Source organism: Bacillus sp. ISO11, assembly GCF_003458115.1.
Taxonomy (GTDB): Bacteria; Bacillota; Bacilli; order Bacillales; family Bacillaceae_G; genus Bacillus_A; species Bacillus_A cereus.
Window position 1 is genome coordinate 99,707 of record NZ_QXCO01000013.1, and the last position, 17,404, is coordinate 117,110.

Below are 17,404 nucleotides of genomic sequence, written 5' to 3' on the forward strand. Positions count from 1 at the left end.
GGGGAACAACATGATTAATAAAGAAGTAGTTCCGTCAAAAGTTGAGTTTTGCTGGGGATTACCTGTTATTCCAACACCACAAACAAAAGAACTTCTAGAGGAATATGTTAATCAAGCTAAAAGAGCTGAGAATAATAACTTTGACTCGGTATTGGTTTCGATTGCACCAACATCTGTTGATCCAATGATAGCAGCGTCTATGATTGGAATGAATACGGAGTTTGTAAAGATTTTGGTTGCGCAAAATACAAACCAGATGCTTCCTACCGTAACAGCAAAAGCATTGAATACTTTAAATAGTTTAATTGGTAATCGTGCAGATATTAACATTGTAACTGGTAGTGCCTCGCTTGTCCTTGCGCGTGATGGATTACCAGAACCGCACCATGTTCGATATGCTAGGACAAAAGAATATATTGAGCTGTTACAACAATTAAGACGAGGAGTAACTAGCTATAAAGGTGAGTTTTATCAAGTAGAAAATAGTGATATTTATCCAAAGGAAGATCTCTCTCGAAGTGCCCGCTACTTTGTAGCGGGGTCCTCCGAGGAGGCAATGAGAATAGCTGCAGAGTATGGTGATGCTTATATACTTTATGCAACAGACCGCAAAAGTCTTAGAGAACACTATCAAACAGTTAATAATTATGCTAAGCAATATGGGCGCGAGAAAATTCCAGGTGCTATTTTAGTAGACATCATTGCTCGTGAGACTTCGGAAGAAGCATATGAAGAAGCATATGAATTACTTGAGAGAACACCAGCAGCCTTAAAGCGGATGACTAAGCTATTTTTAGATAATGCAGATTCTGTTGGACTTCGCCGATACAAAGATTTAATTACAAAAGATAGTATGTGGATAGATGATCATCTTTGGGGAGGTCTAAGTTTAGTTAACCCATCTAATTCAATTTCTATTGTTGGTAGCTATGAGGAAGTTATCTCGACGTTAACTGATTTTTGGGAAATAGGGGCAAATTATTTTCTTATTACTTCTCAGATTAGTGAGCATGAAATTGAACGTATTGGTCAAAATGTTGTGCAACCATTTAAAAAGAAAATTGAAAAGTTAATCCAAGTTAACTAAAAGAGGGCTAAAAATATGAAGTTAAACATATGGTTGAAGTTTATCATTTTAATGACTTTAATAGTACTCCCTTATCGACAGGTGGAAGCACAGGAAACGGTACAGTTTAATGAGAAGAAAATACAGAAGCATATAGAAGAACAAATATCTCAAGCGGGTATTCCTGGACTTTCAGTAGTAATTGTAAAAGGAAACGAAACGATTTATAAGAAGAATTATGGCTATGCCAATACAGACAAAAAACGTCAAGTTACGAATGAGACGCTTTTCGAGCTAGGTTCTACTTCAAAAGCTTTTACGGCATTAGCTGTATTGCAGCTAGAAAAAGAAGGGAAAATTAAACTTAGTGATTCTTTAACTAAATATGTTTCATGGTTTGAAATGGAGTATAAAGGAAAACCTTATGAAATTACACTTTATGACTTATTACACCATACTAGTGGAATACCGGAAAAGGCCATTGGATATATTCCTATAACCAATGGCAAAGATTCTATTGAGAAAACGATTAGAAATGTTATGCCAATAGGACTAAACCGAGAGCCGGGTAGCAGTTTTGAATATTCTACGGTTAACTACGATCTATTAGGCTTAGTAATCGAGAAGGCAACTAATCAATCATTTGAAAGATATGTTCAAGATCATGTGCTATCAAAGTTGGATTTATTGAGTACATACGCTGGACGTGAGATGGCCCCATTAGATAACATGGCCCAAGGTTACAAGCGTAATTTCTTACAATCATTACCCTATGACGCTCCTAATTATAGGGGGAATACACCGGCTGGATATTTTATTTCAAATATAAATGATATGGAAAGATGGTTAAAATTACAGCTTGGGGTTGAAAAGCCTAGGATGTTTCCGGAGGAATTGATTAACGATTCTCATAAAGCGAATAGAAAGGTTGCCCCAGATAGCAATGGAGCTTCATATGCAGCTGGATGGGAGGTCTATCAAAGTGGTGGAGGGGAAATTTCACATGGTGGAAGTAACCCAAATTATTCATCGTATATTGGTTTCCGTGATGAGGAACAGATAGGGGTCGTAGTACTAGCAAATCTAAATAGTAATTACACTTACTATATCGGTAGCAGTCTTTTAAATATGATGATAGATAAAGAAGTTAAACCGTTACTCTATGATGAATATAAGAAAACGGATCAAATAGGAACAGCCTTATTTGTGATCTCATCTTTGTGTTTACTAACGTTATTGGTCATGTTATTTCATTTAATCAGGGAGATTATTTTTAGAAAAAGAAAGTTTATATTACCAACGGGAAAAACATGGTTACATATGGTATTAGTTGTTGCGATATATGGGCTAATGATTTATGCACTTTATCAACTACCAAATCTCTTGTTTGGAGGGCTTCCGTGGGCATTTATAAAAGTTTGGGCTCCTTCAACTGTTGTATTTGCAATATATGCAATTGCTGGGGTGGGTTTGGCCTATGTTATCCATACATTCTTAAATCTTTGTTTTCCAAGACAAAAGGGAAAATCGCTTTTGACTTTAATTGTTTTGGGATTAATATCAGGATTTGGTAATGCCTTTCTCATTTTTGTGATTAATGAAACGTTTGTTAGATCAAATAATTTGGAAAATGGCTTGTTGTTTTACTTTGTACTTGGAATCGTTATGTATATCTTTTCACAACGTATTATTAGAACTAGCATTGTATCGTATACAAACGAGCTAGTTTATGAAAAAAGGATGGAATTAACAGATAAGTTGTTACAGACTCCTTATTACAAATTGGAGTTGATTGAGAATGGCCGAATAGAGGCGACATTAAATAACGATACGGAAGTTATCTCTCGTTCTCTCAATCTATTAGTTACTGCTGGAACAAGTTTATTAACGTTACTATTTTGTTTTCTCTATCTTGGTGTAATGAATATGTATGCCTTTTTACTATCCTTGTGTATCATCTTTATTACTGCAGGGGTATATTCTTTGATCGGACGACAAGCAGATAAAGTTTGGAATGAAACAAGAGATATTCAGAATGTATATTTTCGTTTGATTGGTGATCTAAGGCATGGTTTCAAAGAGCTTAGGCTTCATACTGGAAAACGAAACGATTTTCGAGAAGTTATGAATGAAAGCTGTAATAATTATCGTGTTAAACGAACGATAGGAGATATTAAATTTGCAAATGTGTTTGTTCTGGGAGAACTATTATTCATTTTTGTTATTGGTATTGTAGTTTTCGTATTTCCAGAAATTTTTGTTAATATGCCGAAAGAGACGATAAGTAACTATGTAATCGTTTTTCTGTATATGACAGGTCCAGTTAATGAAATACTGGGCGGTATCCCTCAGCTCGTAAATGTGCGTATTTCTTGGCAACGTATTCAACAAATGGTGAAGAGTGTAGATCATATAAAGGCAAATGAGCAAATCGCGACAACAAAAGAGTACTTAGATGTGCCAATTTGTTTGCAGCTACAAAATGTAAGTTATAAGTATAAGAATAAAGATGGAGATTTTACTGGTTTTGGTATTGGTCCAATAGACATGGAGTTTAATTCTGGAGAAATAGTCTTTATTGCTGGTGGTAATGGGAGTGGAAAATCTACTTTATCAAAACTGATTACTGGGTTATATGAACCTAATGAAGGTAACGTTTTATTAAATGGAAAAGAAATAGCTCCAGAGGAATTGAATCAATACTATTCAGCTATCCTTAGTGATTTTCATGTTTTTGATAGGCTATATGGAATTAATACAGAAGGAATGAAAGCAGAAATCAATCATTATTTAGAACTTCTCCAACTGAGTGACAAGGTTGGCATTGATAATGGGCGTTTTACTACTACGCAACTATCAACTGGACAAAAGAAAAGGTTGGCATTGCTGGTTACGTATTTGGAAGATCGACCTATACTTTTATTTGATGAATGGGCAGCGGATCAAGATCCTGGTTATAGACGCTTCTTTTATGAAGAATTGTTACCTCAAATGCGAGCGAAGGGTAAATGTATTATTGCTATTACTCACGACGATCAATATTTTCATTTGGCAGATAAGCTTATAGTGATGGAGATGGGAACTGTGAAAATGAATAAAACAAAGGAGGCATTATCATGAGTAAGGAAATTAAATGTGTTGTTTGGGACTTAGATTGTACAATTTGGGATGGTGTTTTATTAGAGAGTGGTACAGTTACTTTAAAACCTGGAATTTATGAAATTATATGTGAATTAGATCGACGTGGAATACTGCAATCAGTTGCTAGTAAAAATAACTACGAAGATGCAATAGCTAAATTACGGGAATTTGGAATAGAAGAGTATTTTTTATATCCGGAGATTCATTGGAACTCTAAATCTAGTTCCATTGAGAAAATTAGAAAAAATTTAAACATAGGTATTGATACTTTTGCGTTCATTGATGACCAACCTTTTGAATTAGAAGAAGTACAGAGTGTTCATAATGATATTCTGTGTATACATGTAAATGAATATAAGTCCTTATTAGACTTGCCACGACTACAACCAAAAAGAATTACAGAAGATTCGCGTCGTCGAAGACTGATGTATTTAGAAAATCTTAAGAGAACGAAGGATGAAGAAGAATATGAAGGCCCAAAAGAAGAATTTTTAGCTTCACTTGGGATGAATTTTGTGATTAGTGAGGCTCGTGAGGAAGATTTGCAGCGTGCAGAGGAGTTAACAGTACGTACGAATCAATTAAATTCGACTGGTATTACCTATGATTATGATGAATTAAACTATTATCGTAATCATCCAGATTATTTATTATTAGTTTGTGAGTTATCAGATAAATATGGCTCCTATGGGAAGATTGGTTTAACACTTGTAAAAAGGACGGAGGAAGCCGACTGCCTAAAACTTCTTCTCATGTCTTGTCGTGTAATGTCCCGTGGCGTTGGTACTATACTCCTCACATATCTAATGGAAAGAACAAAACAGGCAGGTAAACGCTTTTTGGCTGAGTTTCGACAGACTGACCGTAACCGTATGATGTTTGTTACGTACCGATTAGCTGGATTTAAGGAAACTAGCAACGAAAATGGAATATTAATTTTAGAACATAATCTTGAGAATATAAATCCTTATCCTCACTATATTAATATACAATTTCCGGAAACACCAACGGATGTGGATAGAGGGGAAGTGGAAATATGCAACAAACAATTGTAAAGCATTCTCTTACGCATCCACAAAAAAGAGTTTGGTATAATGAACAAATTTATCCAAACACATCTATGTATAATATCGGAGGGATGGTTCTTATTAATGGGGAAATTAATTTTACAATTTTAGAAAAAGCAATTCAATTATTCATTAAGAAAAATGATGGTTTACGTCTACGGATTTTTCAACAACATAGAGAACCCCACCAATATATATCACCATTTGAACCTACACCAATACGTTTAATTGATTTTTCTAATCATCATAATCCAAGTTTAGAAGCTAGAAAATGGGCCCAGGATGAATTTCAAAAACAAATTCCACTTGAAGGAGGCCCTCTGTTTGAATTTGTGCTCTTGAAAATAAGTGATGTAGAAAGCTCCTATTTTGTTAAGTTTCATCATATTATAGCTGATGGTTGGACAATCCAACTTATGACGAGTCAAATTATCGATTTTTACTCTAAGTTAAAGAATGATGAGCATATAAATGATACGGTTGAATCTACTTATCTGTCTTATTTACAAGCAGAGGAGAAATATCTGGAATCCCCTCGATACGTAAAAAATAAGAATTATTGGAATGAGAAATTTATGAATCTGCCAGATTTCTTTTTATCAAAAACATCTCATTCTCTAGAAGGGAAACGAAAGATATTTTTAATTGAAAAAGAAAAATCGGTTGCTCTACAGTCTTTTATACAAAAACATAGAATATCTATGAATACATTATTTTCAACCTTTATGCTTATTTATATTCATAAAATGTATGATCAATCAGACATTATCATTGGATCTCCTGTACTAAATCGTTCCGGTGTACTAGAAAAGAAAATAGTAGGTATGTTTACTAGCACAATGCCGTTACGGTTAAATGTGGATGAAGATGAGAGTGTTCTATCTTTCATTAAAAGAGTAAATCATGAAATAAAACAATGTCTATTTCACCAGCGTTATCCTTATAACTTATTGGTAAAAGACTTGCAATTGACTAGTAAAGGATACGATGGTTTATTTCAATATAGTGTGAATTACTATAATACAAAACTTAAAAATACTATCGATGGATTTTCTTTAGAAAACGTGGAGTTTTATAGTGGCTACCAAGCCTATTCATTGCAGTTAGTTATTAAGGAATGGGCAGATGAAGGTTTAGAAATTCAATATGATTATAAAGTCGCGGATTTTGAAGAAGATCAAATCAATTGTATGCATGAGAGGTTTTTAGCTTTAATAGAACAAGTTTTACGTAATGAAGATCAATCGATAAAAGAATTATCTTTGTTATCGGATGAAGAACAAAAGTTTATGTTAGAGAAATTTAACAATACGGCTTTTGTGTATCCGAAAGAAAAAACTATTCAAGAATTATTTGAAGAACAAGTAAAACAGACACCAGAAAAAATAGCAATCCAACATGCTGATAGATCAATGACTTATCTTGAATTAAATAAGAAATCTAATCAGTTAGCAAGAAAGTTACGAGAAAAAGGAGTCGAGAATGGTCAAGTCGTGGGTATACTAGCTAAACATTCACTTGAGATAGTAATTGCAATTTGGGGAGTTATTAAGGCTGGAGGTACATATTTGCCTATAGATCATTCCTACCCAGAGGACCGAATTCGTTATATTTTGAATGATAGCGGCACAACATTACTTTTAACTGACTATACAAATGAGGGTAATTTAGAATATTTAGGTGAGAAAATTAATATATGTGATCAGAAACTTTATGAAGGAGATAATGCCAATCTAACCCTAGTAACTGCACCAAATGATCCAATATATATAATTTATACCTCTGGAACCACGGGGAATCCTAAAGGAACTGTAATTACTCAACGTGGATTGGTTAACTATATTTCCTGGGCTAAAAAGAACTATATTAGTAGTGAAAATGATGTTTTTGCATTATATTCATCCGTTTCTTTTGATTTGACAGTAACTTCAATATTCACTCCTTTAATAAGTGGTTTATTGTTAGTAATATATCATGATAAGGAAGATGAGTTTATTTTGTCAAAAATCCTAAAGGAAAATGTAGTAACAGTGTTGAAAGTTACGCCTTCACATTTAGCATTGTTAAATAACTATTCACCCCCAAGAGTTTCATCTCTTCGCAGGTTGATTGTGGGTGGAGAGGATTTGAAAACCTCAGTAGCCGAAAAGATATATGATCTTTTTAGCGGTAAAGTTGAAATAATTAATGAATATGGACCAACTGAAACTGTGGTTGGATGTATGATTCATCGTTATGATCCAGATCTAGATCGAAGAGCATCCGTACCAATTGGTACACCAGCTGATAATGTTCAAATATATTTATTGGATAAGAATCTTCAGCCGGTTCCTATTGGTGTAAAAGGAGAAATTTATATATCGGGTGATGGGGTAGCTAAAGGTTATTTAAATCGTCCGGATTTAACAGCGCAACGTTTTTTATCCAATCCATTTATTTCGAGTGAGAAGATGTATCGAAGTGGTGACTTAGCTGTCATGTTGCCAAATGGATTAATCGAGTATCAAGGACGGATGGATTCTCAAGTGAAAGTTAAAGGATATCGTATTGAAATAGGGGAAGTTGAGAATGCACTGTTACAACACAAGTCTGTTAAAGATGTAGTAGTGGTGAATTGGCAAGGTGAGGATAATTCAAATCATCTAGTTGCTTACATTGTTTTGAAAGACAGTGTTCAAAATATAGAAATACGCAGTTTTATTTCGCATATGCTACCAAGTTATATGATTCCTTCATTTTTTATCTATATGGATCAGCTACCGCTTACTATCAATGGAAAGGTAGATCGTCAAGCGTTGCCAGATCCGATGTTAAATAACGGTTCTAATCATACTCATTTAGAAGAAGTAGATGAAGATGTTACTGGAATGGTTAGTGAAGTTCTCAAGGAAATATTACAGACTGATAGAATCGAATTGCATAGTAATTTTTATCATTTAGGTGGAGATTCTATTAAAGCGATCCAAGTGAGCGCTAGATTACAAGAACTGGGATGGAAAGTTAGAGTTAAAGATGTACTAAATTATCCAGTTGTAAGTGAATTGGCAGCAATGTTAGTTAAACAAAAAGATGTTACAGTCTCACAAACATTGGTAACAGGAAAGGTAGAGCCTACTCCTATTATGCGTTGGTTCCTTGATCAACAGTTTAAGAACCCGCATCATTGGAATCAATCGGTATTACTGTCTTTAAAGAGGCCGGTTAAAGAAGAATATATTAATAAGATGTTAAATACGATCATGCATCATCATGATTTGTTACGGCTAAGGTATGAGGATAAACAGGATTACTTCTATTATGACGAAGATATGTCCATTGCTGATTCTAAGGTTACCATGTTTGATTTGTCTGAAATTCCAATTGAAATGGCTTTGAATCAAGTTCATATAAAAGGTGAAGAGTTAAAAGGAAGTTTAAATTTGAATGTAGGACCATTATTTAAAGGGGCCTTATTCCAGCTTTCAAATGATCAACAGTTGTTGTTATTAACTGCACACCATCTTATTGTTGATGCTGTGTCCTGGCGTATTTTAATTGAAGATGCAAACCGATGTTTGAATAGCTTGTATTTAGGAGAAGTTCCATCGCTACCATTAAAAACTAACTCTTTCCAAGATTGGTCTGAAGCTTTAAATAGTCGAGGAGTTAATTTAGTACGTGCTGAATTAGATTATTGGGAATCCATAGATAACACGCTAGATAATAATTTTCAAATTAATAGAGAAAAAGAAAATAGTACTGTTGAAAGTTGTACTACTCTTACCTTTACATTGAATGCAGATGATACAAGAAAACTATTAACTACTGCAAATGTGCCTTACAATACACAGCCAATGGAGTTGTTACTCGCTGTGTTGACAGAAAATTTAGGTAAATATACAAACCAAGATCAAATTAAATTTGAGTTAGAAGGTCATGGTCGAGAGGAATTATTTGAGCATCTTGATATTTCACGTACAGTAGGGTGGTTTACGACAATGTATCCAATTGTATTACAAGTTTCGCATAATATTGCTAATCAAATAAAGAGTGTTAAAGAAGAGGTTCGTAAAAGACCTAATAAGGGAATTGGATATGGAATTCTTAAAGAGAAGTTTCCTTCTTGCAAAGATTTAACTCAAAATACAATTCGTTTTAACTATTTAGGAGAGATAGATAATTCTCTCGGGGATGGATGGTTTACTATTGTTGATTATCAAAGTGGCAGTGAACAATCAAAAGATAATCATATTACTGCATTATTAGATATTGTGGCCATGGTTAAAAATAAAAGGTTAGAAATTCATGTGACATTTAGTACAAGTCATTTTCAAAAGAATTTTGTAGAAAATTTATTTTCAGATTATCTAGAACGACTGCAGACATATATCCAATCCTGTTGTCAAATGCAAACAAAAGAATTTACTTCATCAGATTTTGAAACCTTAAACCTTAGTGATGAAGAAATTGATAATTTGTTTGACTAAACAACTATTTGATGAAAATTTTATTTAATAAAGGAGAAGTCACTTGAGAAAATTAATGAAAGATTTATCGCCAGGATTGAATAGTAACAAATATTTGGTTTGTGTTCCTTATGCTGGGGGCTATTCGAATTCTTTTTTACCTTTAAAGAATTATTTACCGAAAGATATAAAACTTATTTCATTTGATCCTCCAGGCCATGGTCCTAATCTTTCTCCACTAGTTGATAACATAGATGATCTTGTTAATTTATATTTAATGGAGATGCAACCAATTTTAGAGGGAGAAGTTACATTATTTGGCCATAGCATGGGAGGAATTATAGTTCACCGTATGGCTCAAATTTTAGAAAGTAAAGGTATAAATCCTAAAAATGTTATTATCTCAGCTATGAATCCACCGGAAATAAGAAGAAAAACAAATCATTTAGATGATAAAGACTTTATAGATTATATAAAGTCTTTGGGAGGATTACCGGATGAAGTATTACAACATCAGGAGCTTTTAAACTATATCCTTCCAGTCATTCGATCAGACTTTCGCGCCATTGAGAATTATATAAATAATGACACAACATTGTTGAAAGCGCCCCTATACATTATTAGTGGAACAACAGACTCTAATTATACAGTAAAAGGGGCTAAGAAGTGGGTAGAATGGGGCAATGAGGTTCATTTTCTAATAGTTAATGGTGGTCATATGTTTTTACTACATCAAGCTGACATCGTGGGCGAGTTAATTATGAAAATACTAGATAGGGTAAAATCTGTGAAGTAAAAAAATTAAGAGATGTATCTGAGTAAGAGAAAAGTGTATTTCTATGCTTTATGCTGAAACTTCTATCGCTAAAGTAGCAATCCAATTGGTCGTCATTGGGAGAGTTTTATTACCGAGGAAGAAAACTCCCAATGACGAGTATGATTGTGCCCCCTCATGATAAAACGGATGGGTCTATGAGGGACATAACCACTAAATATGTAGTATTTAGTATCAATATCATAGAGAATGGTGGGAAGAAAAAATGCTTGATAAATTTACCCAGCAGGTTTTATTATCTAGTGAAAAATTTAAAAAAGAAAAAGAATATTGGTTAGACAAGTTATCAGGTGATGTTGAGTTAAGTAGATTTCCTTGTGATTGTCTGTCTTTAAATAATATTCAGGTTTCTAAAGAAAGTTATTATTGTCAATTCCCATCGGATATTGCGAAGAGAGCTGTAGCAATTAGCAATAATTCTGATATGTTACTGTACACTATTTTATTATCAGGTGTGAAATATCTCTTAAGTAGATATACCGATAAGGATGATGTAGTAATTGGAATGCCAGTTTTTAAACAAGGTCAAGAAGAGACGGTTTTTCAAAACAACTTTTTATTATTACGTACTCAAATAAATCAAGAAGATAATTTCAAAGAAATAATATATAAAATTAAAGAAACAATTTTAGAGTCAAATGAACATTGTCATTTTCCTTTTAATAAACTTACTCAATTATTAAGTCTAGATGGAGAGAGTAATAATCTTCCCTTATTAAATACAATAGTAATGTTAGATGATATTCATTGTTATGAGAGTACAGATAAAATAAACTCTGATATGGTTATTAGGTTTATGAAAAATGAAGAACAGTTAAAGGTTCAAGTAGATTACAATTCTACTTTATATAGTGAAGGATTAGTTAGTAGAATAGTTAATCATTTATATAATATTTTAGATATATTAATGAAAGATCCAAATAAATCTGCAATGGATCTAGATGTAATGTCTAAAACAGAAAAGAATCAAATATTATATGATTTCAATCATACGACTAGAGTTCATAAAACATTACTTTGTGAGACTGTAACAGCTCCTCAATTATTTGAAGAGCAGGTAAAACAGAATCCTAATCAAATAGCGATTGTATGTAATGAAAAAGAAATCACATATAAGCAATTAAATATAAAAGCTAATCAGTTAGCGAGAAGGTTATTAGACCAGGGAGTTAAAAGAGAATCCATTGTTGGTGTGATGATGGAACGCTCTATTGAGATGATTGTAGGCATATTAGGTATCTTAAAAACGGGTGGGGCGTATTTACCGATTGATACCGATTTACCAAAACAAAGAGTGGAATACATGCTGACAGACAGTGGGTGTTCACATGTACTAACATATCAAAACTCTATTATAAAGGGAGTAGCATTCCAAGGTAGTGTAATAAATCTAATGGATATTCCTTTTGAAGAAGAACAAGTAGAAGATTTGCAGATAACGATGGAACCTCACAACTTGGCATATGTTATTTATACATCAGGTTCTACAGGCCAGCCCAAAGGGGTAATGATTGAACATCGTTCCTTAACTAATTTTTTGTGTGCAATGTATGAGGACTTCTCTCAAGATATAGGGATAACTGATAATGTTCTATTCTCTAGTAGCATCTCTTTTGATGTTACTATATTTGAAATATTTGTCCCATTGGTATATGGCGCAAGAATGACTATTTATAAAGGTGAGAAGTTTGATGTACCAAAACTTGTACAAGTCATTCTTGAGGAACAGGTCACGTTAGCATATATTCCACCTACTTTATTAAATGAAATATATGATTATTTTGTAAGGGCGAATCAGAAGATATTGTTAAATAAACTTTTCGTGGGAGTAGAACCAATTAAAACAAAATTACTCGCAAAATACGATCATCTATTTGAGGGGAACCTCCAAATATTAAATTTATACGGACCTACAGAGGCTACAGTCTGTTGTACATCTTATCAATATGAGACGGATAAAGAAATTACAACACAAAACGTACCGATAGGTTCGCCATTGTTAAATACTAAAATTTATATATTGGATTCATTTCACAGGATACAACCTATAGGTGTTCCAGGAGAAATATGTATTTCTGGCATAGGGTTAGCTAGGGGATACATCAATCGAAAAGAATTAACAGCAGATAAATTTATTGATCATCCATTTGAACCTGGTGAGAAATTATATAAAACAGGAGATATAGCGAGATGGCTACCTGATGGTAACATTGAATACTTGGGCCGAGTCGATCATCAAGTAAAAATAAGGGGATATCGAATAGAACTAGGTGAGATAGAAGCAAGTTTGTTAAAATATGAGACAATCAAAACCGCCGTAGTAATGCAGCGAGAAGATGAAAGTGGAGAAAAGTATTTATGTGCGTATGTAGTTACCGAAAAAGATATTCCTATTCCAGAGGTAAGAGCATATTTAGCAACAAAGTTACCATATTATATGATACCTCAACAGATCATACCCATTCAAAACATACCGTTAACACAAAACGGAAAAATAGATAGAAAAAAATTACCTCAACCTACTTATAATTTAAAATCAAGTCATATAGAGCCGACAAATTCTACAGAAAGAAAATTAGTTGAGATTTGGAAAGAGGTTTTAGGAATTCAAAGGGTAGGAATACAGGATAACTTTTTTGAGATAGGTGGTCATTCATTAAAGGCTGCTAAGTTAATTTCTATCGTTAATAAAGAATTTAATGTGCAATTATCTATTAAATCCCTATTTAAGTTTCCTGTTTTGGTTGATTTTTCAAAATGTATATTAGAAATGGAAAAAAGTGATTATATTTCCATAGAACCTGTAAAACAACAAGAGTATTATTTAGCTTCTACGTCACAAAAGAGAATGTTTATAGTAGATCAATTCGAAGATGGTACAAATACAACTTATAATATGCCCACAATACTTAAAGTAGAAGGGGATATTTGTAAAGATAAGTTTGAAAATATATTTCAATCTTTAATTCAGAGACATGAAATATTAAGAACTTCTTTTCAAATTTTAGATGGGGAATTAGTGCAAAAAATTGAGCCTAATGTAGAATTCAATATTGAATACGTTCATGTAAATGAAAAAGATATGGACTATTTAATACATGAGTTTATAAGTCCATTTGACTTATCAAAAGCTCCATTATTAAGGGTGTTGCTTTTAAGGATAGCAGAAGAAAGGCATATCCTTTTAGTAGATATGCATCATATAATATCTGATGGTTTATCAATGGGGATATTAATAAAAGAGTTTGTAGAATTGTATAAAGGAAATGAACTTCCAAAATTGAGAGTGCAGTACAAAGACTTTGTAATGTGGCAAAATGGACCTTACTACAAGAATCTAATTAGTGAACAAAAGAATTATTGGTTAACAACTTTAAAAGGAGAACTTCCGGTTTTAAATTTTCCAACCGATTTTCAAAGACCCACTATACAAAGCTTTAAAGGTAAGGTTTGTTCCTTTAATTTGGGAACAGATTTAACTTTTAAAGTAAATAAACTAGCAACTGAAACTGGTACAACGCCATATATGATTTTATTGGCCATTTATAACATACTTTTATCTAGATACACAGGTCAAGAAGACATTATTGTAGGCTCACCTATTGCTGGAAGGTCTCATTCTGATACTAATCATATGATTGGTATGTTTATTAATACTTTGGTAATGAGAAATTATCTAGAAAATGACGATGAGTTTATTGAGTTTTTGAGTAGATTAAAACTCAATACATTAGAAGCTTATGAAAATCAAGACTATCCTTTTGAAGAAGTACTAGAAGATTTAGACTTGCATAGGGATACAAGTAGAAATCCATTATTTGATACAATGTTTGTTTTTCAAAACATGGATATGAATCCAATATCTATTGGTGAATTAGAATTTACACCGTATCCGTTTAAGCAGTCAGTTTCAAAATTTGATTTGTCATTAATAGCAACGGAAATAGATAATAACATTCATTTAAAAGTAGAATATAGTACTAAGTTATTTAAAGCGGAGACGATAGAAAGGTTAATGGTACATTTTACAAATATAGTTGAGGAAGTAACTAATAACCCTAGAGTACGATTGCGTAATATTAATATGTTATCTGTAGAAGAAGAACATTGTATAATGAATGAATTTAACAAAAAAGAGAATTCAAATTCTAATCATTTATTAGTGCATAAAATGTTTGAAGAACAAGTAAAACGGAACCCTAATCAAATAGCCGTTGTATGTAATGAAAAAGGAATTACATATAATAAATTAAATATAAAAGCTAATCAGTTGGCGAGAAGGTTATTAGACCAAGGAGTTAAAAGAGAAACCATTGTTGGAGTGATGATGGAACGCTCCATCGAGATGGTTATAGGTATATTAGGTGTCTTAAAAGCAGGTGGGGCGTATTTACCAATTGATACCGACTTACCAAAACGAAGAGTGGAATATATGCTGACAGACAGTGGGTGCTCACATGTATTAGTACATCAAAACTCTATTATAAAGGGGATAGAATTTCAAGGTAATGTAATAGATCTAATGGATATGTCTTTTGAAGAAGAACCAGGAGAAGACATGCAAATGATGATAGAACCTCACAACTTAGCGTATGTTATTTATACATCAGGTTCTACAGGACAACCTAAAGGAGTAATGATTGAACATCGATCCTTGACTAATTTTTTGTGTGCAATGTATGAAGATTTCTCTCAAGATATAGGGATAACTGATAACGTTCTATTCTCTAGTAGTATCTCTTTTGATGTTACTATTTTTGAGATATTTGTCCCATTGATATATGGCGCAAGAATGACTATTTATCAAGGTGAGAAGTTTGATGTATCAAAACTTGTACAAGTCATTCTTGAAGAACAGGTTACATTATCATATATTCCACCTACTTTATTAAATGAAATATATGATTATTTTGTTAGAGATAACCAGAAGATAGTGTTAAATAAGCTACTTGTGGGAGTAGAACCCATTAAAACAGAATTACTCGCAAAATACGATCATCTATTTAGGGGGAACCTCCAAATATTAAATGGATATGGACCTACAGAGGCTACAGTTTGTTGTACATCTTATCGATATGAGAGTGATAAAGAAATTACAACACAAAACGTACCGATAGGTTCGCCATTGTTAAATACTAAAATTTATATATTGGATTCATTTCACAGGATACAACCTATAGGTGTTCCAGGTGAAATATGTATTTCTGGCATAGGGTTAGCTAGAGGATACATCAATCGAAAAGAATTAACAGCAGATAAATTTATTGATCATCCATTTGAACTTAGTGAGAAACTATATAAAACAGGAGATATAGCAAGGTGGCTACCTGATGGTAACATTGAATACTTGGGCCGAGTCGATCATCAAGTAAAAATAAGGGGATATCGAATAGAACTAGGTGAGATAGAAGCGAGTTTGTTAAAATATGAGACAATCAAAACGGCCGTAGTAATAGATCAAGAAGATGAAGCTGGAGAAAAGTATTTATGTGCATACGTAGTTACTGAAAAAGATATTCCTATTCCAGAGGTAAGAGCATATTTGGCAACAAAGTTACCACATTATATGATACCTCAACAACTCATACCAATTCACAATATACCATTAACACAAAATGGGAAAATAGATAGAAGTAAGTTACCGAAGCTAAATACACTGGGCAATAGTAATTATGTACCACCAAGAAATGAAATAGATAGTAGTTTAATTGATATTTGGAGTAGTATATTAGGCGTAAATAATATTGGTATAAATGATAATTTCTTTGAATTAGGTGGTCATTCTCTTAAGGGACTAAAGTTATTCGAAAATATCAAGAGAATGTTTAATGTGCAACTGCCATTAAGTTTATTATTTCAAAAGGCTACTATTGAACAATTAAGTGATGTAATAAGTAGGAATAAAGGAATAGACAGTGAGTGTTTAATTCCAATTCAAAATGGAACAAACAAGGATAGTCAATGGTTCATTGTTCATGGGCAAGGCGGGGGTATATTAAACTATTATGATTTGGCTAGAGAATTAGGAGAGGATAAGACTGTATATGGGTTACAATCTATAGGATATGATGATAGTAGATTTCCAAACGTATCTGTAGAGGAAATGGCGGTAAGATATATAGAAGAGATTAAACAAGTAAAAAAAGAAGGGCCATACACCTTATTAGGATGGTCTTTTGGAGGAATAGTTGCATTTGAAATGGCTAGAAAATTAGAAAAACTAGGTGATAAAGTTAGTTTTCTAGGTTTACTTGACGTTCATCCTATTGAACAAGGTAAGGAGATTCTTAGTTTAAATATTAAGAATGCATTTGAAGAATTGGAAAAATTCAATGATCAGTTAGGGATTGAGAAAATTAGTTTTGAGCAAATGAGTGAAGAACAATTAATAGAATCTCTACTGAAAAAATTTACATTGAATGAAAATAGTTGTCAGCAAAATTTTGAAGATCCAATGATGAATAAGTTAAAAGTAATGATAGCTAATAGATATGCATACCTAAAATATAATTGTAAACAAAAAATAAAAGCAGATATCTTTCTATTTAATGCATCTATTAATGACATTCACCCACTAGTAGATTATAACAGATGGAATGAATATACATTAGGGGAAGTATACGCTTTGCAAGTGCCAGGTTCCCATCTGAGTATGTTAGAGAAACCGCATATTCATGAATTGGTAAAGAGTATAAAAATGAGTTTTAAACAAATGCTCTTATTAGCACATGTAAATAAGTGAAATGTTTTTTAAAATTGTACACTATTAATTTTGTAAAAGTCTCATAAACTCATGTGTAACATATTATGAGACTTTTTTCTTTGAGCCCATTCACTAATAAACATAAAG

General features: G+C 32.7%; 6 protein-coding genes. All 6 read left to right on the forward strand.

Annotated features, from left to right (window positions below; genetic code table 11):
• The first annotated feature begins 10 nt into the window (after positions 1-10).
• The 6 genes from D1166_RS15755 to D1166_RS15780 all read left to right on the forward strand — a co-directional run bounded on the left by D1166_RS15755 (position 11) and on the right by D1166_RS15780 (position 17,296).
• Positions 11-1,087, forward strand: a complete 1,077-nt coding sequence (locus D1166_RS15755; protein WP_098213304.1) for an LLM class flavin-dependent oxidoreductase — start codon at positions 11-13, stop codon at positions 1,085-1,087.
• Positions 1,088-1,102: 15 nt separating this feature from the next.
• Positions 1,103-4,186, forward strand: a complete 3,084-nt coding sequence (locus tag D1166_RS15760; RefSeq protein ID WP_098316006.1) for a cyclic peptide export ABC transporter — start codon at positions 1,103-1,105, stop codon at positions 4,184-4,186.
• Positions 4,183-5,262: an HAD-IIIC family phosphatase gene (locus D1166_RS15765; protein WP_000031545.1), complete on the forward strand. Its 1,080-nt coding sequence runs from the start codon at positions 4,183-4,185 to the stop codon at positions 5,260-5,262. The genes D1166_RS15760 and D1166_RS15765 overlap by 4 nt, the downstream gene beginning before the upstream one ends.
• On the forward strand, positions 5,244-9,740 hold the full coding sequence (locus D1166_RS15770) for a non-ribosomal peptide synthetase (protein WP_098213302.1): 4,497 nt from the start codon (positions 5,244-5,246) through the stop codon (positions 9,738-9,740). Before D1166_RS15765 ends, D1166_RS15770 begins: the two co-directional genes overlap by 19 nt.
• 43 nt (positions 9,741-9,783) lie before the next feature.
• Positions 9,784-10,515: a thioesterase II family protein gene (locus D1166_RS15775; RefSeq protein ID WP_240523724.1), complete on the forward strand. Its 732-nt coding sequence runs from the start codon at positions 9,784-9,786 to the stop codon at positions 10,513-10,515.
• Positions 10,516-10,759: 244 nt separating this feature from the next.
• Positions 10,760-17,296, forward strand: coding sequence for an amino acid adenylation domain-containing protein (locus tag D1166_RS15780; RefSeq protein WP_118043350.1), 6,537 nt, complete (start codon positions 10,760-10,762; stop codon positions 17,294-17,296).
• The last annotated feature ends 108 nt before the right edge of the window (positions 17,297-17,404 follow it).

Coding starts and splice junctions, on each gene's coding strand:
- D1166_RS15755 (WP_098213304.1), top strand. CDS start 11: ATGATTAATAAAGAAGTAGTTCCGTCAAAAGTTGAGTTTTGCTGGGGA.
- D1166_RS15760 (WP_098316006.1), top strand. CDS start 1,103: ATGAAGTTAAACATATGGTTGAAGTTTATCATTTTAATGACTTTAATA.
- D1166_RS15765 (WP_000031545.1), top strand. CDS start 4,183: ATGAGTAAGGAAATTAAATGTGTTGTTTGGGACTTAGATTGTACAATT.
- D1166_RS15770 (WP_098213302.1), top strand. CDS start 5,244: ATGCAACAAACAATTGTAAAGCATTCTCTTACGCATCCACAAAAAAGA.
- D1166_RS15780 (WP_118043350.1), top strand. CDS start 10,760: ATGCTTGATAAATTTACCCAGCAGGTTTTATTATCTAGTGAAAAATTT.